Source organism: Pseudomonas sp. HD57-3, from assembly GCF_056113135.1.
Genome location: NZ_CM148568.1, coordinates 98,602 through 117,627, shown reverse-complemented (window position 1 = coordinate 117,627; position 19,026 = coordinate 98,602). Strand labels below are relative to the sequence as shown.

Sequence of the window (19,026 nt, the reverse complement as noted above, 5' to 3'; positions counted from 1 at the left end):
TGAGATGAAGATCGGTGTAATCGGTGGCGGCCAGTTGGGTCGCATGTTGGCCCTGGCGGGCACCCCGCTGGGCATGAACTTCGCTTTCCTCGACCCTGCGCCGGACGCTTGCGCCGCTGCGCTGGGCGAACACCTGCGGGCCGATTACGGCGATCAGGATCATCTGCGCCAGTTGGCCGATGAAGTCGATCTGGTGACCTTCGAGTTCGAAAGCGTCCCGGCCGAAACCGTGGCGTTCCTTTCGCAATTCGTGCCGGTCTACCCGAGCGCCGAAGCCCTGCGTATCGCTCGCGACCGCTGGTTTGAGAAGAGCATGTTCAAGGACCTGGGGATTCCGACCCCGGCGTTCGCCGACATCCAGTCGCAAGCCGACCTGGACGCCGCCGTCGCGTCGATCGGCCTGCCGGCCGTGCTGAAAACCCGCACCCTGGGTTACGACGGCAAGGGCCAGAAAGTCCTGCGCAAGCCGGAAGATGTGGTCGGTACGTTCGCCGAGCTGGGCAGCGTGGCCTGCCTGCTGGAAGGCTTCGTGCCGTTCACCGGTGAAGTGTCGCTGATCGCCGTGCGTGCCCGCGATGGCGAGACGAAGTTCTATCCATTGGTGCACAACACCCACGACAGCGGCATCCTCAAGCTGTCCGTTGCCAGCACCGATCATCCGTTGCAGGCCCTGGCCGAAGACTATTCCAGCCGCGTGCTCAAGCAACTGAACTACGTCGGCGTGATGGCGTTCGAGTTCTTTGAAGTCGACGGCGGCCTCAAGGCCAACGAAATCGCCCCGCGCGTGCACAACTCCGGGCACTGGACCACCGAAGGCGCCGAGTGCAGCCAGTTCGAAAACCACCTGCGGGCCGTTGCCGGTCTGCCGCTGGGTTCGACCGCCAAGGTCGGCGAGAGCGCGATGCTCAACTTCATCGGCGTTGTACCGCCGGTTGAAAAGGTCATCGCCATCGACGATTGCCATCTGCATCACTACGGCAAGGCCTTCAAGGCCGGGCGCAAGGTCGGTCACGCCAACCTGCGCTGCAAGGACAAGGCGACCCTCGAGCAGCAGATCCTCAAGGTCGAAGCGCTGATCGCCGAGTAACGACAGTTTCATCTGGCAGCGGCGGAACCATTAAGGGGCCGCCGTTCTCTCATGGCAGGATGCCAAAGTCTGACTAGGCTTTGGCTGAGCGCCCTGCCTCACCAATGCTGTTCCATTTTGACGGCGCCTGTTACCGTCATGCTGCGTTGCCGCTCCTCGCCATAGCCAGCTATGACTCGTCGCGGCGCCTTGCTTGACGGCAACAGTCACTCGTCAAAAGTGGAACGCATTGGTGAGGCAGGGCACGCCAACTATTCAGAGGGAAATGCCATGGGAATTATCGGAACCATCTTTATCGGCCTCATCGTCGGCCTGCTGGCGCGGTTCCTGAAACCGGGCGATGACAGCATGGGCTGGATCATGACCATCCTGCTCGGTATCGGCGGTTCGCTGGCAGCCACTTACGGCGGCCAGGCCCTGGGCATCTATCAGGCGGGTCAGGGCGCCGGCTTCATCGGCGCGTTGGTTGGCGCGATCGTGCTGCTGGTGATCTACGGCCTGATCAAAAAGAACTGATCCAAAGCGACAAAGCCCTCTCTGCCAATCCGGCGGGGAGGGCTAGAATGCTCGGCGATTCAGCGTTCCCTCCTTATTCGAGCATCCTTTACCGAGCACCTTCATGCGCCGTCTTCTGTTGACTCTCCTTTTGTTGGGCAGCGGTCTGGCCCACGCCGGCGATCTGCCGGAAACCGACTGGCTGGAACTGATGCCCAAGTCGGACCAGAAAGCCCTCGAGGCCATGCCTGAAATCGACCACAACTCCCCGGAAGCCACCGGCACCTTCACCCAGAAAGGCGGGATGAAGCAGGCCAAAGGTTTGCCGGCGGTGATGTATTCGACCAAGACGGTGGCGTCGATGAACGATAAGCACATCCGCATCGGTGGTTATCCGGTGCCGCTGGAATCCGACGCCAAGGGCCGCAGCACGCTGTTCTTCCTTGTGCCGTATCCGGGCGCGTGCATCCACGTGCCGCCACCGCCGCCGAATCAACTGGTGCTGGTGCGTTATCCGAAAGGCTTGAAGCTGGATGACATCTACACGCCGCTGTGGGTGACCGGCACGCTGAAGATCGAGAAGGTCAGCAATGATCTCGCCGACGCGGCGTATGCGCTGGAGGCGGACAAGGTGCGGGTGGTGCAGGAATCGGATCTGTAATTCAGACCCGCAAAAAAAAACGCAGCCTCAGGGCTGCGTTTTTTGTTTTCAGAGCGGCTTGCTGCCGACGCTGACGCCCATGGTGTGGCTGGCATCCGGTGACAGGTTCACCACGTCGTTCATGACGTTCGCCGTCTCGATGCACAGCATGCGCTGCCAGCCATCGTTGTCCATGTCGCTGAGCGCAGCGGCGCGGTCGATCCACGGGTTCCAGATCACCGCCGTGCGTGAACCGCTGGCGGTCAGCACGATGCGCCGTTCCCAGGCCGGGTCGACGATGCTCAGTTGCCGCGGAGCGTCGAGATAGATGCGGTCGGTTTCCCCGGCAAAACGCAGGTCGCCTTGCTGGGTGTGAGTCTTCCAGTCGTCCAGGGTCTCGATGTAATCCAGGCCATCCACGCCTTCGACGCGCACGTTGCGCACATCGCTGACCGCGAAATAGCTGTGCAGCGCCTGGCTGATGCTGACGGTGTCGGCGCCACGGTTGTGGCTGGTCAGGCTGATGTGCAACTGATCGTCGAGGCGCAGGGTCAAGGTCAGGTCGACCTGATGCGGCCAGCCCGGAAAACCGCCTTCGGGGTAGGGCAGGTTGAACTCGACCTTCAGACTTTCACCTTCGGTTTCGATGCCGCCCAGTTCCCAATCCATCGCCCGGACAAACCCGTGGGCGGCGGCCGGTTCTTCGCTGACGCGCATCGCCTGCACGCTCTGCGGGTTGCGGGCGAAGACGCCGAACCACGGCCAGCACACCGGCACGCCGGCGCGGATGCTCTGGCCGGTCTTGAACACGGCCTTGTCGTTCAGCCAGATCAGCGGCGGCTGGCCGCCCACCTGATAACTGAGGATGTGCGCGCCTTGCTGGGCCACCAGCACTTCGGCCTGACCATGGCGGATGCGCCAGCAGTTCAGTTCATCCAGTTTCACGGCTTCAACGTTGGGCGTGTTCATGGGACAACTCTCGATCAGCAACTTGGACGACTATCGACCGTGAAACGGCCGCGAGGTTTAACGTGCGCGTGGCGGAACCGAACGGGTGCGGCCGCTGCCATCGATGGCAACGAACACGAACACCGCTTCGGTCACTTTACGCCACTCGCTGGACAGTGGATCGTCGCTCCACACCTCGACCATCATCTGGATCGAGCTGCGGCCGATTTCCAGGGTCTGGGTATAAAAGGACAATTGCGCGCCGACAGCCACCGGCACCAGAAACGCCATGCGATCGATGGCCACGGTTGCGACACGGCCGCCGGCAACACGGCTGGCCATGGCAGTGCCGGCCAGGTCCATCTGCGCCACCAGCCAGCCGCCGAAAATATCGCCGAAGCCGTTGGTTTCGCGGGGAAGCGCGGTGATTTGCAGGGCCAGGTCGCCTTGCGGGATCGGATCTTCTTGTTCGAGCTCTATCATGCCGGGGGTGCCTCTGACCCGTGACTCTTCGTTGGGTATTGCTGGTGGTAGCCGTCTTCGGGAAAAACGATTCAGCACCGAACATACTACGTTCGTCACGTTTTCCATCAGGCGCCTAAGGAGAAACTCTGCGAAACCGGCTAATCCCGAGCAAGGGTCGGGCCAACGACGTTTTCGCACAGCAACCCCTTACAAACCGGAGCAAGGTTGCGAGTATATCGGTCGGTAGACTCCGCGACGACCGTCCGGTTCTGATTTCGACCGGCAAATACGCGCCTCTATGTGCTTTTTCGAACAATTTGCTATGGTGCCGAACCTGCCCGAGCCACAGCCAGCGTTGTTGTGGCGGCAGATCCGACTATAAGAGAAGACCTTGCCATGACCACAGCGCCCTCGAGCCTCGCGCAGCCCGACCAACCCGCACGACCGTTGACCCGCAATGACTACAAGACTCTGTCGCTATCGGCCCTGGGGGGCGCGCTGGAGTTTTACGATTTCATCATCTTCGTGTTCTTTGCCACCGTGGTCGGCAAATTGTTCTTCCCGGCCGACATGCCCGAGTGGCTGCGTCTGATGCAGACCTTCGGCATCTTCGCCGCCGGCTACCTCGCACGGCCGCTGGGCGGGATCGTGATGGCGCACTTCGGCGACCTGCTGGGGCGCAAGAAGATGTTCACCCTGAGCATTTTCATGATGGCCGTGCCGACCCTGATCATGGGCCTGCTGCCGACCTACGCCCAGATCGGCCTGTGGGCGCCGATCCTGCTGCTGTTGATGCGCGTCATCCAGGGCGCGGCAATTGGCGGTGAGGTGCCGGGGGCCTGGGTCTTCGTTTCCGAACACGTACCCGGCAAGCACATCGGCTACGCCTGCGGCACCCTGACCAGCGGCCTGACGGCGGGCATCCTGCTCGGCTCGCTGGTCGCCACCGCGATCAACAGCATTTATACGCCAGTGGAAGTTTCGGATTACGCCTGGCGGATCCCGTTCCTGCTGGGTGGCGTTTTCGGTCTGTTCTCGGTCTACCTGCGCCGCTGGCTGCACGAAACTCCGGTGTTCGCCGAACTGCAACAACGCAAGGCCCTGGCCGAAGAAGTGCCGCTGCGCGCAGTGCTGCGTGACCATCGTGGGGCGATTGCAGTCTCGATGCTGCTGACCTGGCTGCTGTCCGCCGGCATTGTCGTGGTGATCCTCATGACCCCGACCGTGCTGCAGACGGTCTATCACTTCTCGCCGACCACCGCGTTGCAATCCAACAGCCTGGCGATCGTGTTCCTGAGCTTCGGCTGCATCATTTCCGGCGCGCTGGCCGATCGCTTCGGTGCCGGTCGCGTGTTCGTGTTCGGTTGCCTGGGGTTGCTGGCCAGTTCCTGGACCTTCTATCACAGTCTCGCCGATCACCCGAACTGGCTGTTCCCGCTGTACGCGCTGACCGGTTTCCTGGTCGGCACCATCGGCGCGGTGCCTTATGTGATGGTCAAAGCGTTCCCGCCGGTGGTGCGCTTCAGCGGTCTGTCCTTCTCTTATAACGTCGCTTACGCGATCTTCGGCGGCCTGACCCCGATGGTGGTCAGCCTGCTGCTGAAAGAAAGCGCGATGGGCCCGGCCTATTATGTGGCGGTGCTGTGCGGGATGGGGATTCTGGTCGGCGCGTGGTTGTGGAAGAAGGGACGCTGATTTAGTTCCAGAACTCAGGGCTTTCGCCAGCGCGAAAGCCTTGTTTCACACTCGCCAATCGGCAGGCGAGCACCGTGTTCGAGCATGTGAGCCAAAGCATTTGCAGCTTCCGTTTCGTCGATGACTTGGTGCTCTACCATTAAATCGAGCAGCCATAGCGCGCCGTGTACCTGTAACCCATCTCTTTGGGCCTGACGGCGCAACCTGCCATCTCCGGTGAGTAAAGGACGGCCCGTTTCCTGCGCAAGCAAGTAGCAGGAGACGTCGGCTAAAGAGCTGTTGTTGTGCTCGATCCTCAGCCCAGACAATCTTATTACACCTGCCTCATCGAACGATTCGACAATCAACCCTCGGTCGAGCAGCTCGTCGTGTGAAAAGTCGTCGAGTTCGTACATTACGAAGTCAGTGCAACACAGCGTAAACGGCAAGCTGAACATCTGCCCCAGCAATCCGGCATTTCTAAAGTCGATCCAGATATTTGTATCACTGATATAGATCAGACTCATGCACTCTCCAGTGAGCCCAAGAAATTGGGGTCAAGTGCGCTCACTGGTTTGCGCAGGAGTTCAGCAGCCCGCGACTTGGTGATCAATCCTTCTGCCAATCCCCAGAACACCAGGGAATCAAAGCGCTGGGGCGGTTTGCACGGCATAGGTTCGGGCTCTGCTTTGCGCCAGCCGTTGGCACTGAATTGAATAGTGAGGGATTTGTAGCCACTTTCGCTAAGTAGCTTCAGATCCTTCAGTCGTCTCAACGCAGCGTGCATCGATATTCCGTATTGGCGTTTGGCGATCAGTAGCTCTCGTGGATGGACTCTGGACCGGGGATGGCTGCCGAAATCGCCGGTTACGCTTTTGGCGGGGTAGAGAAATGCGCCGGCAAAACGGTGACAACAGTTTTCTTTGTCTCTCTCCGGCATGTCTCCAGGCAACGCCATAACCCAATGGCCGAGCTCATGAGCAGCCGTAAATCTGATTCGCTCACCTGGACGGTCAGCATTCAAAGCAATTAGTACATGTTCGCCGTCACCGGTAGCAGCACAAGCGCCATCGAAATCATCTGGGCCGTTCAGCATTGCAACCTTGATGCTGTGCTCTTCCAGTTGCTCAGTCAGATTGGCGATGGGATCGCTACCGATTCCCCAAAACTGGCGAAGCTTCTCGGCTGCCAGCTCAGCCTCTTCGAGGGTTGAAACAGGGAGCATCTGTGCGGGGGTGGCAGGGGTCTGGATATCTGCTGGATCGAAACATTGCTCAAGTGAAATGTAGCGCTCGAGATGTTCCCGAATTTTTTCTTCAACTTGAGCTTGGCGATACTTGGGCATTCTGGCCAGCTTTCGAAACTCAAGAGGTGCCAGAGGAATAACCTCCGCGCGGAAAAAATATTCGGGGCTGACCTGAAGTGCCTTGGCCAGTTGCAGCAGGCGAGAAGAATTTGGAGTGCTCAACCCTTTCTCATATTTGCTTAACGCTTGTTTGGTGATGTCGCCAAGCTGGGCCGCCAGACCTTCTAGGGTGAGGCCTCGTTGCAGGCGGGCGCGGCGAATTCGGTCGTTTATCATGATTTCCTCTCGTGGTTGACAAGGCTATCTTTTGGATTCGATTTGTCAACCTGCTGCGGAATTCATTTTTTGTGACATCTCGGATGCTGGCCTTTCATCCAATTGTCATATTTCAGCCATAGAGTGTTCACACGGCCTGCTAATACTTGGCCCCGACTTAACACACCCTATCTGCTAGGAGTAAGGCATGAAACTGAAGCGTTTGATGGCGGCAATGACTTTTGTCGCTGCTGGCGTTGCGACTGCCAACGCGGTTGCCGCTGTTGACCCTGCTATCCCGAGCTACACCAAGACCACTGGTGTGTCGGGCAACCTGTCCAGCGTCGGTTCCGATACCCTGGCCAACCTCATGACCCTCTGGGCTGAGAACTACAAAAAAGAATACCCGAACGTAAACATCCAGATTCAGGCCGCTGGCTCCGCCACCGCGCCACCTGCGCTGACTGAAGGCACCTCCAACCTGGGCCCGATGAGCCGCAAGATGAAGGACACCGAACTGGCGGCCTTCGAACAGAAATACGGCTACAAGCCAACCGCCATCCCGGTTGCCGTGGACGCCCTGGCTGTTTTCGTACACAAGGACAACCCGATCCAGCACCTGACCATGGAACAGGTTGACGCGATCTTCTCGTCCACCCGTCTGTGTGGCGCCAAAGCCGATGTGAAAACCTGGGGTGAGCTGGGTGTGACCGGCGACCTGGCCAACAAGCCGGTTCAACTGTTCGGCCGCAACTCGGTATCCGGCACCTACGGCTACTTCAAGGAAGAAGCCCTGTGCAAAGGCGACTACAAGCCTAACGTCAACGAACAACCAGGCTCGGCTTCGGTCGTGCAGTCGATCAGCTCCTCGCTGAACGGCATCGGTTACTCGGGCATCGGTTACAAGACCGCCAGCGTAAAAACCGTACCGCTGGCCAAGAAAGGCAGCACTGACTTCATCGAAGACACCGAAGAAAACGCCCTGAACGGCAAGTACCCGCTGTCGCGTTTCCTGTACGTGTACGTCAACAAAGCCCCGAACAAGCCTCTGGCCCCGCTGGAAGCCGAGTTCGTGAAACTGGTTCTGTCGAAACAGGGCCAGGAAGTGGTAGTGAAAGACGGCTACATCCCGCTGCCAGCCAAGGTTGCTGCAAAAGCACTGGCTGACCTGGGTCTGCAGGAAGGCGGCGCTGAAGTCGCAAAAAAGTAACAAACTGAGTCAGGGGTGAACCCCGCCTGACTCACGTGTGGGGCCCGGCCCGCAAGCGGCCCGGCCCCCACACTCCCCGAATTCTTCTATCCACTGCCAGTGCCCTGCTGGCGGCGGATTTGGTGCGTCACTGCATTGTCATCTTTCTGTCATACAGGATCGCTAGGGTGTGCGCATGAATGATCTGGCCAATTCCAAAATGACTACGAACCCTCCCAAGCGCATTGACTTCAATACGCCTGAGTTGCAACGCAAGCGCCGCATTCGCGCGCTCAAGGATCGCTTCACCCGCTGGTACGTCCTCGTCGGCGGTCTGGCGGTGCTGGCAGCCATCACCCTGATCTTCTTCTTCCTCGCCTACGTGGTCGCGCCGCTGTTCAAAGGTGCCGACCTGAGCGCGAAAGATGCAATCACCCCGGCCTGGATGCAGGACGCCGGCAAGCCGCTGATGATTTCGCTCGAAGAGCAGAATCAGGTGGCCATGCGCGTTTCCGACAAAGGCCAGGCGCTGTTCTTCGACATCGACAGTGGCGCTGAATTGAAGCGCGTCGATCTGCCTTTGCCGGCAGGCGCCAGTGTGACCTCCATCGGCGAAGACCAGCCGGGCCATCCGCTGGTGGCCGTGGGCCTGTCCAACGGTCAGGCGCTGGTGTTCCGTCACACTTATAAAGTCAGCTACCCGGATGGCAAGAAAACCATCACCCCGGCCATCGAGTATCCGTATGGCGATGCACCGATCGCGCTGAACGAAAGCGGCGGTGCGCTGGAGCACGTCAGCCTCAACGCCACCGATTCGACCCTGATGCTGGTCGGTTCCACCGGTTCGCAACTCAATGTGCTGTCGCTGACCAGCGAAGAAAACATGATGACCGGCGAAGTCACCAACGAGCAGAAGCGTATCGATCTGCCGCAGATGACTGAGCCGGTGAAAAACATCTTCGTCGACCCGCGCCAGCAGTGGCTGTACGTGGTCAACGGGCGTGCTCAGGCCGATGTGTTCAGCCTGCGCGACAAGAGCCTCAACGGTCGCTACAAACTGCTGGAAAACGCTGACGCTGAAGTCACTGCGACCACGCAACTGGTCGGTGGCATCTCGCTGATCGTCGGTGACTCCAAAGGTGGCCTGGCCCAGTGGTTCATGGCCCGCGACACCGATGGCGAGCTGCGCCTGAAGCAGATCCGCACCTTCCAGATGGGCACCACGCCGATCGTTGAAATTTCCGCCGAAGAACGTCGCAAGGGCTTCCTGGCCCTGGATGCCAGCGGCAAGCTCGGCGTGTTCCACAGCACCGCGCACCGCACCTTGCTGGTCGATCAAGTCGTCGAAGGCCAGGGCCTGTTCGGCCTGTCGCCGCGCGCCAACCGCGTGATCGTCGAAGCCGGCGGCAAGCTGCAACCGCTGCTGCTCGACAACCCGCACCCGGAAGTCTCGTGGAGCGCGCTGTGGAGCAAGGTCTGGTACGAGAACTACGACGAGCCTAAATACGTCTGGCAATCGACTGCGGCCAACACCGATTTCGAACCGAAACTGAGCCTGTCGCCACTGACCTTCGGCACCCTGAAAGCCGCGTTCTACGCGATGCTTCTGGCTGCTCCGCTGGCCGTCGCCGCTGCGATCTACACCGCGTACTTCATGGCCCCGGGCATGCGCCGCAAGGTCAAACCGGTGATCGAGCTGATGGAAGCGATGCCGACGGTGATCCTCGGTTTCTTCGCCGGTCTGTTCCTGGCGCCGTATGTGGAAGGGCACCTGCCGGGCATTTTCAGCCTGCTGATGCTGCTGCCGATCGGCATCCTGATCGCCGGTTTCACCTTCAGCCGCCTGCCTGAGTCGATCCGCCTGAAAGTCCCGGACGGCTGGGAAAGTGCGTTGCTAATCCCGGTGATCCTGTTCGTGGGCTGGCTGTCGCTGTACATGAGCCCGTTCATGGAGAACTGGTTCTTCGGCGGTGACATGCGCATGTGGATCTCCCACGACCTGGGCATCACCTACGACCAGCGCAACGCTCTGGTGGTCGGTCTGGCCATGGGCTTTGCGGTGATCCCGAACATCTACTCGATCGCCGAAGACGCCGTGTTCAGCGTGCCGCGCGGCCTGACCCTGGGCTCGCTGGCCCTCGGTGCCACGCCATGGCAGACCATGACTCGCGTGGTGATCCTGACCGCCAGCCCGGGCATCTTCTCGGCGCTGATGATCGGCATGGGCCGTGCGGTCGGCGAAACCATGATCGTGCTGATGGCCACGGGCAACACCCCGGTCATGGAAATGAACCTGTTCGAAGGCCTGCGCACCCTGGCCGCCAACGTCGCGGTGGAAATGCCGGAGTCGGAAGTCGGCGGCAGCCACTACCGCGTGCTGTTCCTCTCGGCGCTGGTGCTGCTGTTGTTCACCTTCGTCATGAACACCCTCGCGGAACTGATTCGTCAGCGTCTGCGCAAGAAATACTCGTCGCTTTAAGCAAAGGTAGAAGTCTGTGAAACAGAACTCCCTGAAAGGATGGTTCAAGAGCGGCGCCCCCGGCGTCTGGATCAGCGGCGGCGCGGTGTCCATCGCGGTCATCATGACCATTGGTCTGCTGGCGGTAATCGCCGTGCGCGGTCTGGGTCACTTCTGGCCGGCGGATCTGATCCACGCCAGCTATGACGTACCGGGCCAGGGCCAGCATCTGGTCGTGGGCGAAGTGGTGCAGAAAGAAGAAGTGCCGCGCGCCCGTCTGAAGAGCGCCGGCCTGCCGGTGCCGGACGAAGGTCCTGAATTCATGACCCGCGAGCTGATCAAGGTCGGCAACCGTGACCTGAACGGCAACGACTTCACCTGGATCGTCGGCGAGTGGCTGACCAACCAGACCACGCCGGTGGAACTGATGGCGCTGGAGCGTCGTGAGTGGGGCAACTTCTACGGCTACCTGGTCAACGTCAAACAGGACGGCAAGGTGATTGCCGAAGGCGAAGCGGCCTGGCCTGAGCTGCAGGCGCGGATCAACCGCGTGAACGGCCTCGCCTCGCAGCTCAAGTCGCTGGAAAAAACCGACATCGGCGCGATCAACGCCGGTCTCGAGCGCATCCGTCTGCACGGTCGCAAGCTGGAGCTGGAAGGCAAACTCGACGCCACCGCGCAAGCGGACATGGAATCCGAGCGCGCCGAGTTGAACGCCCGCTATCAGGACATCGAAGCCCGTCTGGCCGACCTGCACGCGCAGTTCAACCGTGACGCCTTGACTGCTCGCGATGCGAACGGCAAGGAAATCGAAATCGGCCTGGGCAAAGTGGTTCACGCCTACCAGCCGAACGCGATGGGTACGTTCACCAAGATCGGTTTCTACTTCAGCAAGGTCTGGGAATTCCTGTCCGACGACCCGCGTGAAGCGAACACTGAAGGCGGGATTTTCCCGGCGATCTTCGGCACCGTGATGATGACCCTGATCATGGCGATGATCGTGACCCCGTTCGGCGTGCTGGCGGCGGTGTACCTGCGTGAATACGCCAAGCAGAACACCCTGACCCGGGTGATCCGGATCGCGGTGAACAACCTGGCGGGTGTTCCGGCGATTGTTTACGGCGTGTTCGGTCTGGGCTTCTTCGTCTACGTGCTCGGTGGCTCGCTCGACCGTCTGTTCTTCCCTGAAGCGCTGCCGGCACCGACTTTCGGTACGCCGGGTCTGCTCTGGGCTTCGTTGACCCTGGCGCTGCTGGCGGTACCGGTGGTGATCGTGGCCACTGAAGAAGGTCTGGCGCGTATCCCGCGTACCGTGCGGGAAGGCTCGCTGGCTCTGGGCGCGACCAAGGCTGAAACCCTGTGGAAGATCGTTCTGCCGATGGCCAGCCCGGCCATGATGACCGGCATGATCCTCGCCGTGGCTCGCGCCGCCGGTGAAGTGGCGCCGCTGATGCTCGTGGGTGTGGTGAAACTGGCGCCGTCGCTGCCGGTGGACGGCAACTACCCGTACCTGCACCTGGATCAGAAGATCATGCACCTGGGCTTCCACATCTACGACGTCGGCTTCCAGAGCCCGAACGTCGAGGCCGCGCGGCCGCTGGTGTACGCCACGGCGCTGTTGCTGGTGCTCGTGATCGCCACCCTGAACCTGTCGGCGGTGTACATCCGTAACCACCTGCGCGAGAAGTACAAGGCGCTGGACAGCTGATCGCCGTCACAAGAATTGAAGGACTGCCGGCCTGTATACCGGCAGCCAACCGAACCGAATTTGTTAGCACAGGGGATCTCCCATGCAGCACGAAACACATACCCACGGCATCAACATGTCTGCCCTGGGCCGCGACAAGCAGAGCCTGAACCTCGAACAGGAAACCGTGGCCATCGAAGTGCCGGGCCTGAGCCTGTACTACGGCGAGAAACAAGCACTGTTCGACGTCAGCATGAACATCCCGAAACAGCGCGTGACCGCCTTCATCGGCCCGTCCGGCTGCGGCAAGTCCACGCTGCTGCGCACCTTCAACCGCATGAACGACCTGGTGGACGGCTGCCGCGTCGAAGGCGCGATCAACCTGTACGGCAACAACATCTACCGCAAGGGCGAAGACGTGGCCGAGCTGCGTCGCCGGGTCGGCATGGTGTTCCAGAAGCCTAACCCGTTCCCGAAGACCATCTACGAGAACGTGGTCTACGGCCTGCGCATCCAGGGCATCAACAAGAAGCGCATCCTCGACGAAGCCGTCGAGTGGGCACTGAAGGGCGCGGCCCTGTGGGACGAAGTCAAAGACCGTCTGCATGACTCGGCCCTCGGCCTGTCTGGTGGTCAGCAACAGCGTCTGGTGATCGCCCGTACCATCGCCGTGGAACCGGAAGTGCTGCTGCTCGACGAACCGTGCTCGGCGCTCGACCCGATCTCGACCCTGAAAGTCGAAGAGCTGATCTACGAGCTCAAATCCAAGTTCACCATCGTCATCGTGACCCACAACATGCAGCAGGCGGCGCGGGTGTCCGACTACACGGCGTTCATGTACATGGGCAAACTGGTGGAATTCGGCGACACCGATACCCTGTTCACCAATCCGGCCAAGAAGCAGACCGAAGACTACATCACCGGTCGTTACGGCTGACAGTTGCGGGTTATTCACAGAATTGACGCTGCGGCCCGCCGCACCTTACCGGACGCTCCAAGGACGCCAACATGATTAGTAAAGAAGGCCTTACCCATCACATTTCCGCGCAGTTCAACGCCGAACTGGAAGAAGTGCGCAGCCACCTGCTGGCCATGGGCGGGCTGGTCGAGAAGCAGGTCAACGACGCGGTCACCGCGCTGATCGAGGCCGACTCGGGCCTGGCCCAGCAAGTGCGCGAGATCGACGACCAGATCAACCAGATGGAACGCAACATCGACGAAGAATGCCTGCGCATTCTGGCCCGTCGTCAGCCGGCGGCCTCTGACCTGCGTCTGATCATCAGCATCTCCAAGTCGGTGATCGACCTTGAGCGCATCGGCGACGAAGCGACCAAGATCGCCCGCCGTGCGATCCAGTTGTGCGAAGAAGGCGAAGCGCCGCGCGGTTACGTCGAGGTTCGCCATATCGGCGACCAGGTGCGCAACATGGTGCGTGATGCGCTGGATGCCTTTGCCCGTTTCGACGCCGATCTGGCGCTGTCGGTGGCGCAGTACGACAAGATCATCGACCGCGAATACAAGACCGCCCTGCGCGAGCTGGCGACTTACATGATGGAAGACCCGCGCTCTATCTCGCGGGTCTTGAGCATTATCTGGGTGCTGCGTTCGCTGGAGCGGATCGGCGACCACGCGCGCAACATCTCGGAGCTTGTGATTTATCTGGTGCGCGGCACCGATGTGCGGCACATGGGCCTCAAGCGCATGAAGGAAGAAGTTGAAGGGACAAGTGGCGAAACCGCTAATGTTCCGGGCGATGCTGACGATAAGTAAGATTGCCTGAGAAAAGCGCCCGGCCCTTTGGCCGGGCGTTTTTGTTTCTGCTTTTCATAGGCAGATCCGAATTGGAAAGCGAATTAAAAAGCAGCACCCGCGAACGAAAAGTCCCGGCGTGACTGAAGAGTTTTGGCAATGTGCCATCAGCCAGCGTTATGCTTGCCGGGATTTTAATAGGGGTGTTGGATGAGCAAGATCAGTGTGTTGGTCGTGGACGATGCATCGTTCATTCGTGACCTGGTGAAAAAGTGCCTGCGTAATTACTTCCCGGGGATCCGCACCGAGGACGCCATCAACGGCAAGAAGGCCCAGGCCATGCTGGCCAAGGAAGCTTTCGACCTGGTGCTGTGCGACTGGGAAATGCCGGAAATGTCCGGCCTCGAACTGCTGACCTGGTGCCGTGAGCAGGACAACCTCAAGACCATGCCATTCATCATGGTCACCAGCCGTGGCGACAAGGAAAACGTCGTGCAGGCGATCCAGGCCGGCGTCACCGGTTACGTCAGCAAGCCGTTCACCAACGAGCAACTGCTGACCAAGGTCAAGCAGGCCCTGAACAAGGTCGGCAAGCTCGACACCCTGATGAACAGCGCCCCGACCAAGATGAACTCGGCGTTCGGCAACGACTCTTTGAGCGCGTTGACCGGCGGCAAGGCTGCCGTGGTCGGTTCCGCACCGGCTGCTGCTGCGGCGAACCCGTTTGCAAAGCCTGCCGCTGCGGCCCCGACACCTGCCGCCGCGCCACAGCGTGGCCTGCTCAACAGCCCGCCGGTGAAAGCCCCGGCAGCCTCGAGCGCTCCGGCCGGCGGTCGCGGTCAGGGCCAACTGCGCCTGCCGAGCGGCACCCAGCAATGCGTGATCAAGGCCCTGAGCATCAAGGAAGCGTTGCTGGTGGTGAAACGCACCGACACCCTGCCGCAGATCCTCGACAGCGCAGTGCTGGACCTGGAGCAGGGCGACAACGCCGAAATCGCCCGCCTCAACGGCTACCTGCACGCCGTCGTCGCTCACGAACCGAAACCCGACAGCGACTGGCTGCAACTGACCTTCCGTTTCGTCGACCAGGACGCGCAGAAGCTCGACTACATTTCCCGCCTGATCGCCCGCGGCACGGCGCAGAAGCACTTCGTTCCGGGCGCGTAATCTTCGTCGCCTGACATTGATCGTTCCCACGCTCCGCGTGGGAATGCCTCAAGGGACGCTCTGCGTCCTCACGCATGGGACGCAGAGCGTCCCGGGCTGCATCCCCACGCAGAGCGTGGGGACGATCATCTCCTGCACCTGCCAATTTGAAACATCTGTCGACTAGCCTGGTCTGTCTCAGCTGCTAGGCTCATTCCAGGCCTTACTCGACAGAACTTTTGCCCATGCCCCTGCGCCTGCTGTTTTTCTGTGGTCTGTTCATGGCCTCCACCTCGACTGTGGCCATGACGATCTACAAATCCACCGATGCCAACGGAGTGGTTTCGTACAGCGACCGTCCGAGCAAAGGCTCCCAGGTGTTCGTGTTTCAGGACCGGATGGTCGAGCGCCTGGAGCGCCAGGTCTATCTCGACATCAAGAAGCAGAAGGGCGCGGACGTGGTGTTCGTGCGCAACGACCTGTACGCGCCGGTCGAGGTTGCGCTGGCGTTTACCGGGATGAGCAACGTGCGTGGCGCGCCGGCGCAAACGATCCGCCGGGTGCTGCCGGCGCGCAGCAATACACGGCTGGCGTTGCTGACGGCGGTGTCTGGTGGCAAGCCGCTGGTGTACACGCCGATGTTCCAGTATTCCCTCGGTGACCCCGCTGGCGCCGCACAGGGCTATCGGTATCCGTTTCCGTGGCGTGGCGGGCCGTTCCGCCTCAGCCAGGGCGCCAATGGCGATTACAGCCACTTCGGGCCGAAGAACAAATACGCGATGGACATTGCCATGCCGGTCGGTACGCCGATCATTGCGGCGCGAGCCGGGGTGGTAGTGAAGACCGAGAATTCCCAGAACGGGCGCGGCACCGATCCCTCCGGTAACTTCGTGCGGATACTGCACGACGACGGCACGATGGGCGTGTACCTGCATCTCAAGCAAGGATCGGTGAGTGTGCGCGAAGGGCAGCGAGTGGCGGTGGGCAGTCCGCTGGCGCTGTCCGGCAACACTGGCAACAGCAGCGGCCCGCACCTGCACTTTGTGGTGCAGCGCAACACCGGGATGGGGCTGGTGTCGATTCCGTATCAGTTCAACCAGCCGCTGGGGGCGTTGCCCAACTTTGCGTTGGGCAAGCAGTAAACCCCGTCAGTCCAGCATCAGCACCTTGGCCAGAATGATCTTCGGGCCTTTCATCTTCTTGATGATGATCCGCAGGCCTTCGACTTCCAGTACTTCTTCCTCTTCCGGCACCCGTTTCAGGGTTTCGTAGATCAGCCCGGCGAGGGTTTCGGCTTCGATGTGATCCAGGTCGATCCCCAGCAGGCGCTCGACCTTGAACAACGGCGTATCGCCCCGTACCAGCAACTTGCCCGGCTGGTAGGCGAGGATGCCGCGCTCGGCTTTGCGGTGTTCGTCCTGGATATCGCCGACCAGCACTTCCAGCACGTCTTCCATGGTCAGGTAGCCGATGATGTTGCCGTCGGCTTCTTCGACCACGGCGAAGTGCGAGCCGCCCTTACGGAACTGTTCCAGCAGCTGCGACAGCGGCATGTGCCGGGAGACGCGCTCCAGAGGACGGGTCAGTTCGGCGAGGTTGAACGACTCGGGAATGTGATCCAGCGCTGCCAGTTCCAGCAGCAGGTCCTTGATGTGCAGCAGGCCGACGAATTCCTTGCGCTCGCTGTCGTACACCGGATAACGGCTGAACTTGTGGCGACGGAACATCGCCAGGATCTCTTTCAGCGGGGCGTTGAATTCGAGGGTGATCAGGTCTTCCCGGGAGTTGGCCCAGTCGACCACTTCCAGCTCACCCATTTCCACCGCCGAGGCCAGCACACGCATGCCCTGGTCGCTCGGATCCTGGCCACGACTGGAGTGCAGGATCAGTTTCAGTTCTTCACGGCTGTAATGGTGCTCGTGATGCGGGCCGGGTTCACCTTGCCCCGCGATGCGCAGGATGGTGTTGGCGCTGGCGTTGAGCAGGTAGATCGCCGGGTACATGGCCCAGTAGAACAAGTACAGCGGCACCGCCGTCCACAGCGACAGCAATTCAGGTTTGCGGATCGCCCAGGATTTGGGTGCGAGTTCGCCGACCACGATGTGCAGGTAGGAAATGATGAAGAACGCGGTGAAGAACGAGATGCCTTTGACGACTTCGGCCGATTGCACGCCGACCGCACTCAGCAACGGTTCGAGAATGTGCGCAAACGCCGGCTCACCGACCCAGCCCAGGCCGAGGGAGGCGAGGGTGATACCGAGCTGGCACGCCGAGAGGTAAGCATCGAGCTGGCTGTGCACCGTGCGCAGGATGTGCCCGCGCCAGCCGTGCTGCTCAGCGATGGCTTCGACCCGGGTCGAGCGCAGTTTGACCATGGCGAATTCCGCCGCAACGAAGAAGCCGTTGAGCAAAACCAGGATCAGAGCGAAAAGAATCATGCCGAAATCGGCGAATATTGTTGCGAGGGACAAGCCAGGGGAAGGGTCCATGATGGAGTTTTGCGGGTTCCGTGTGATTCGAAAGAAAGAAAAATCCGCACCTGAAAGGCAGGCGCAAGTCAGCCAATGTAGCGGCTGACTTGGCGATTGCCTAGTCCGGCATTACTCAGCGGCGCTGATGACCCGTGCCTGAGCGACCTGCGCCGGGGCGAAATGGCAGGTGAACGTGCTGCCGTGACCGGGCACGCTGCTGATCTCCATCCGTGCGCGATGGCGCAGCAGTACGTGTTTGACGATGGCCAGGCCCAGGCCCGTGCCGCCGGTGTTGGAGTTGCGGCTGGAGTCGACGCGGTAGAAGCGTTCGGTCAGGCGCGGCAGGTGTTTGCTGTCGATGCCGATCCCGGAATCCTGCACGCTTAGGTGTGCGCCCTGATCGTCGCCCCACCAGCGGATGCGGATATTGCCTTCGGCCGGGGTGTATTTGACGGCGTTGAACACCAGGTTGGAAAACGCACTGCGCAGTTCCGCCTCGCTGCCCTTGAGCAGGATGCTGGTGTCGGCTTCCAGGGTGATTTTCTGATTCTTCGATCCTGACAGCTGCTGGGCGTCGCTCTTGATCGACTGCAACAAAGTGTCGATGTGCACCGGCTGGTTGTCCGACGGGTAATCGGTGGCTTCCAGCTTGGCCAGTAGCAGCAAGTCGTTGAGCAGGGTCTGCATGCGTCCGCCCTGTTGCTGCATCTGCTGCAGGGCACGGCTCCAGCGCGGGTTCACTTCCTCGACGTTGTCGAGCAGGGTTTCCAGGTAGCCGCAGATCACCGTCAGCGGGGTGCGCAGCTCATGGGAGACGTTGGCGATGAAGTCTTTGCGCATCTGTTCCAGCTGATGGATGCGCGTGACGTCGCGCACCAGCATCAAGTGTTCGTTGTTGCCGTAGCGCGTGAGGTACAGCTGGATGCGTACGCGATCGTTGGTCGGCGAGGGGATTTCCAGCGGTTCGGCGTAGCTTTCCTGCTCGAAGTATTCCTTGAAGCGCGGATGGCGGACCAGGTTGGTCACCGGTTGGCCGCTGTCTTGCGGGGTTTTCAGGCCAAGCAGGGTTTCGGCGGCGCGGTTCCACCATTCCAGGTTGCCGTCGCTGTCGAGCATGATCACCGCGTCTTTCAGCGCGGCGGTAGACTCCTGAACGCGGTCGATCACCGCTTGCAGGCGTCCGCGTACCCGTTGGTCGCGGCGTTGCAGGTGGTAGATGCTGTCGAACACCTCACCCCAAAGGCCGTAGCCGTCGGGCGGTGCTTCATCGGGTTGGTGCAGGCGCAGCCATTCGTGCAGGCGCAGCAGTTGCTTGAGCGTCCAGGCCAGGTACAGGCCCAGTCCCGCCGCCAGACTCCAGCCGTAGTAGCCGGTGATCAGGCCGATCACCAGGCAGCCGGTGACCAGCAACAGCATGTGGCGAATCAGGGTGCCATGCCAGTTTTGGTTCACGGAA

General features: G+C 60.8%; 17 protein-coding genes. 11 read left to right on the top strand and 6 right to left on the bottom strand.

Features of this window, described 5'->3' with window-relative positions:
- Positions 1–4 precede the first annotated feature (4 nt).
- From AC0R79_RS00565 to AC0R79_RS00555, 3 genes are all read left to right on the top strand, one after another.
- Complete coding sequence (locus tag AC0R79_RS00565; protein WP_007954299.1) at positions 5–1,087, top strand: 5-(carboxyamino)imidazole ribonucleotide synthase; 1,083 nt, start codon at positions 5–7, stop codon at positions 1,085–1,087.
- Between the two features lie 270 nt (positions 1,088–1,357).
- On the top strand, positions 1,358–1,603 hold the full coding sequence (locus AC0R79_RS00560) for a GlsB/YeaQ/YmgE family stress response membrane protein (RefSeq protein WP_003229635.1): 246 nt from the start codon (positions 1,358–1,360) through the stop codon (positions 1,601–1,603).
- Positions 1,604–1,706: 103 nt separating this feature from the next.
- Positions 1,707–2,243 (top strand): DUF3299 domain-containing protein, encoded by a 537-nt coding sequence (locus AC0R79_RS00555; RefSeq protein WP_085606207.1) that lies wholly within the window; start codon positions 1,707–1,709, stop codon positions 2,241–2,243.
- Between the two features lie 48 nt (positions 2,244–2,291).
- Here AC0R79_RS00555 and AC0R79_RS00550 read toward each other — a convergent pair whose 3' ends face one another.
- The gene (locus AC0R79_RS00550; RefSeq protein ID WP_474732738.1) at positions 2,292–3,191 is read right to left on the bottom strand and encodes a D-hexose-6-phosphate mutarotase; all 900 of its coding nucleotides are present in this window, start codon (positions 3,189–3,191) and stop codon (positions 2,292–2,294) included.
- A 57-nt stretch (positions 3,192–3,248) separates the two neighbouring features.
- On the bottom strand, positions 3,249–3,653 hold the full coding sequence (locus AC0R79_RS00545; protein ID WP_003229628.1) for an acyl-CoA thioesterase: 405 nt from the start codon (positions 3,651–3,653) through the stop codon (positions 3,249–3,251).
- 378 nt (positions 3,654–4,031) lie between these two features.
- Here AC0R79_RS00545 and AC0R79_RS00540 point away from each other — a divergent pair, with 378 nt between their 5' ends.
- Positions 4,032–5,330 carry an MFS transporter gene (locus AC0R79_RS00540; RefSeq protein ID WP_474732736.1) on the top strand — a complete coding sequence of 433 codons (1,299 nt, stop codon included), beginning with the start codon at positions 4,032–4,034 and terminating at the stop codon, positions 5,328–5,330.
- A 14-nt stretch (positions 5,331–5,344) separates the two neighbouring features.
- Here the strand turns inward: AC0R79_RS00540 and AC0R79_RS00535 are convergent, their stop codons facing one another.
- A complete protein-coding gene (locus AC0R79_RS00535) occupies positions 5,345–5,836 on the bottom strand; it encodes a PIN domain-containing protein (protein WP_474732734.1) in 492 nt (163 codons plus the stop codon).
- On the bottom strand, positions 5,833–6,891 hold the full coding sequence (locus AC0R79_RS00530; RefSeq protein ID WP_039765108.1) for a helix-turn-helix domain-containing protein: 1,059 nt from the start codon (positions 6,889–6,891) through the stop codon (positions 5,833–5,835). The genes AC0R79_RS00535 and AC0R79_RS00530 overlap by 4 nt, the downstream gene beginning before the upstream one ends.
- A gap of 187 nt (positions 6,892–7,078) precedes the next feature.
- On the opposite strand from AC0R79_RS00530, the gene AC0R79_RS00525 reads away from it, so the two are divergent.
- The 7 genes from AC0R79_RS00525 (at position 7,079) to AC0R79_RS00495 (ending at position 16,241) form a co-directional block, all read left to right on the top strand.
- On the top strand, positions 7,079–8,080 hold the full coding sequence (locus tag AC0R79_RS00525) for a phosphate ABC transporter substrate-binding protein PstS (RefSeq protein WP_127800695.1): 1,002 nt from the start codon (positions 7,079–7,081) through the stop codon (positions 8,078–8,080).
- Positions 8,081–8,504: 424 nt separating this feature from the next.
- On the top strand, positions 8,505–10,538 hold the full coding sequence (locus AC0R79_RS00520) for an ABC transporter permease subunit (protein WP_207986163.1): 2,034 nt from the start codon (positions 8,505–8,507) through the stop codon (positions 10,536–10,538).
- A gap of 16 nt (positions 10,539–10,554) precedes the next feature.
- Positions 10,555–12,225, top strand: coding sequence for a phosphate ABC transporter permease PstA (gene pstA, locus AC0R79_RS00515; RefSeq protein ID WP_074689923.1), 1,671 nt, complete (start codon positions 10,555–10,557; stop codon positions 12,223–12,225).
- Between the two features lie 82 nt (positions 12,226–12,307).
- Positions 12,308–13,141, top strand: coding sequence for a phosphate ABC transporter ATP-binding protein PstB (pstB, locus tag AC0R79_RS00510; protein WP_007954333.1), 834 nt, complete (start codon positions 12,308–12,310; stop codon positions 13,139–13,141).
- Between the two features lie 71 nt (positions 13,142–13,212).
- On the top strand, positions 13,213–13,974 hold the full coding sequence (gene phoU, locus AC0R79_RS00505) for a phosphate signaling complex protein PhoU (protein WP_007954334.1): 762 nt from the start codon (positions 13,213–13,215) through the stop codon (positions 13,972–13,974).
- 189 nt (positions 13,975–14,163) lie between these two features.
- Positions 14,164–15,120: a response regulator gene (locus tag AC0R79_RS00500; protein ID WP_474732730.1), complete on the top strand. Its 957-nt coding sequence runs from the start codon at positions 14,164–14,166 to the stop codon at positions 15,118–15,120.
- 224 nt (positions 15,121–15,344) lie between these two features.
- The gene (locus AC0R79_RS00495) at positions 15,345–16,241 is read left to right on the top strand and encodes a peptidoglycan DD-metalloendopeptidase family protein (RefSeq protein ID WP_007954336.1); all 897 of its coding nucleotides are present in this window, start codon (positions 15,345–15,347) and stop codon (positions 16,239–16,241) included.
- Between the two features lie 6 nt (positions 16,242–16,247).
- Here AC0R79_RS00495 and AC0R79_RS00490 read toward each other — a convergent pair whose 3' ends face one another.
- Both AC0R79_RS00490 and phoR read right to left on the bottom strand, forming a co-directional pair.
- On the bottom strand, positions 16,248–17,588 hold the full coding sequence (locus AC0R79_RS00490) for a hemolysin family protein (RefSeq protein WP_007954342.1): 1,341 nt from the start codon (positions 17,586–17,588) through the stop codon (positions 16,248–16,250).
- Between the two features lie 111 nt (positions 17,589–17,699).
- Positions 17,700–18,986, bottom strand: a complete 1,287-nt coding sequence (gene phoR, locus AC0R79_RS00485; protein WP_232253752.1) for a phosphate regulon sensor histidine kinase PhoR — start codon at positions 18,984–18,986, stop codon at positions 17,700–17,702.
- Positions 18,987–19,026: the final 40 nt, after the last annotated feature.

Coding starts and splice junctions, on each gene's coding strand:
- AC0R79_RS00565 (WP_007954299.1), top strand. CDS start 5: ATGAAGATCGGTGTAATCGGTGGCGGCCAGTTGGGTCGCATGTTGGCC.
- AC0R79_RS00560 (WP_003229635.1), top strand. CDS start 1,358: ATGGGAATTATCGGAACCATCTTTATCGGCCTCATCGTCGGCCTGCTG.
- AC0R79_RS00555 (WP_085606207.1), top strand. CDS start 1,707: ATGCGCCGTCTTCTGTTGACTCTCCTTTTGTTGGGCAGCGGTCTGGCC.
- AC0R79_RS00550 (WP_474732738.1), bottom strand. CDS start 3,191: ATGAACACGCCCAACGTTGAAGCCGTGAAACTGGATGAACTGAACTGC.
- AC0R79_RS00545 (WP_003229628.1), bottom strand. CDS start 3,653: ATGATAGAGCTCGAACAAGAAGATCCGATCCCGCAAGGCGACCTGGCC.
- AC0R79_RS00540 (WP_474732736.1), top strand. CDS start 4,032: ATGACCACAGCGCCCTCGAGCCTCGCGCAGCCCGACCAACCCGCACGA.
- AC0R79_RS00535 (WP_474732734.1), bottom strand. CDS start 5,836: ATGAGTCTGATCTATATCAGTGATACAAATATCTGGATCGACTTTAGA.
- AC0R79_RS00530 (WP_039765108.1), bottom strand. CDS start 6,891: ATGATAAACGACCGAATTCGCCGCGCCCGCCTGCAACGAGGCCTCACC.
- AC0R79_RS00525 (WP_127800695.1), top strand. CDS start 7,079: ATGAAACTGAAGCGTTTGATGGCGGCAATGACTTTTGTCGCTGCTGGC.
- AC0R79_RS00520 (WP_207986163.1), top strand. CDS start 8,505: ATGCAGGACGCCGGCAAGCCGCTGATGATTTCGCTCGAAGAGCAGAAT.
- pstB (WP_007954333.1), top strand. CDS start 12,308: ATGCAGCACGAAACACATACCCACGGCATCAACATGTCTGCCCTGGGC.
- phoU (WP_007954334.1), top strand. CDS start 13,213: ATGATTAGTAAAGAAGGCCTTACCCATCACATTTCCGCGCAGTTCAAC.
- AC0R79_RS00500 (WP_474732730.1), top strand. CDS start 14,164: ATGAGCAAGATCAGTGTGTTGGTCGTGGACGATGCATCGTTCATTCGT.
- AC0R79_RS00495 (WP_007954336.1), top strand. CDS start 15,345: ATGCCCCTGCGCCTGCTGTTTTTCTGTGGTCTGTTCATGGCCTCCACC.
- AC0R79_RS00490 (WP_007954342.1), bottom strand. CDS start 17,588: ATGGACCCTTCCCCTGGCTTGTCCCTCGCAACAATATTCGCCGATTTC.
- phoR (WP_232253752.1), bottom strand. CDS start 18,986: ATGCTGTTGCTGGTCACCGGCTGCCTGGTGATCGGCCTGATCACCGGC.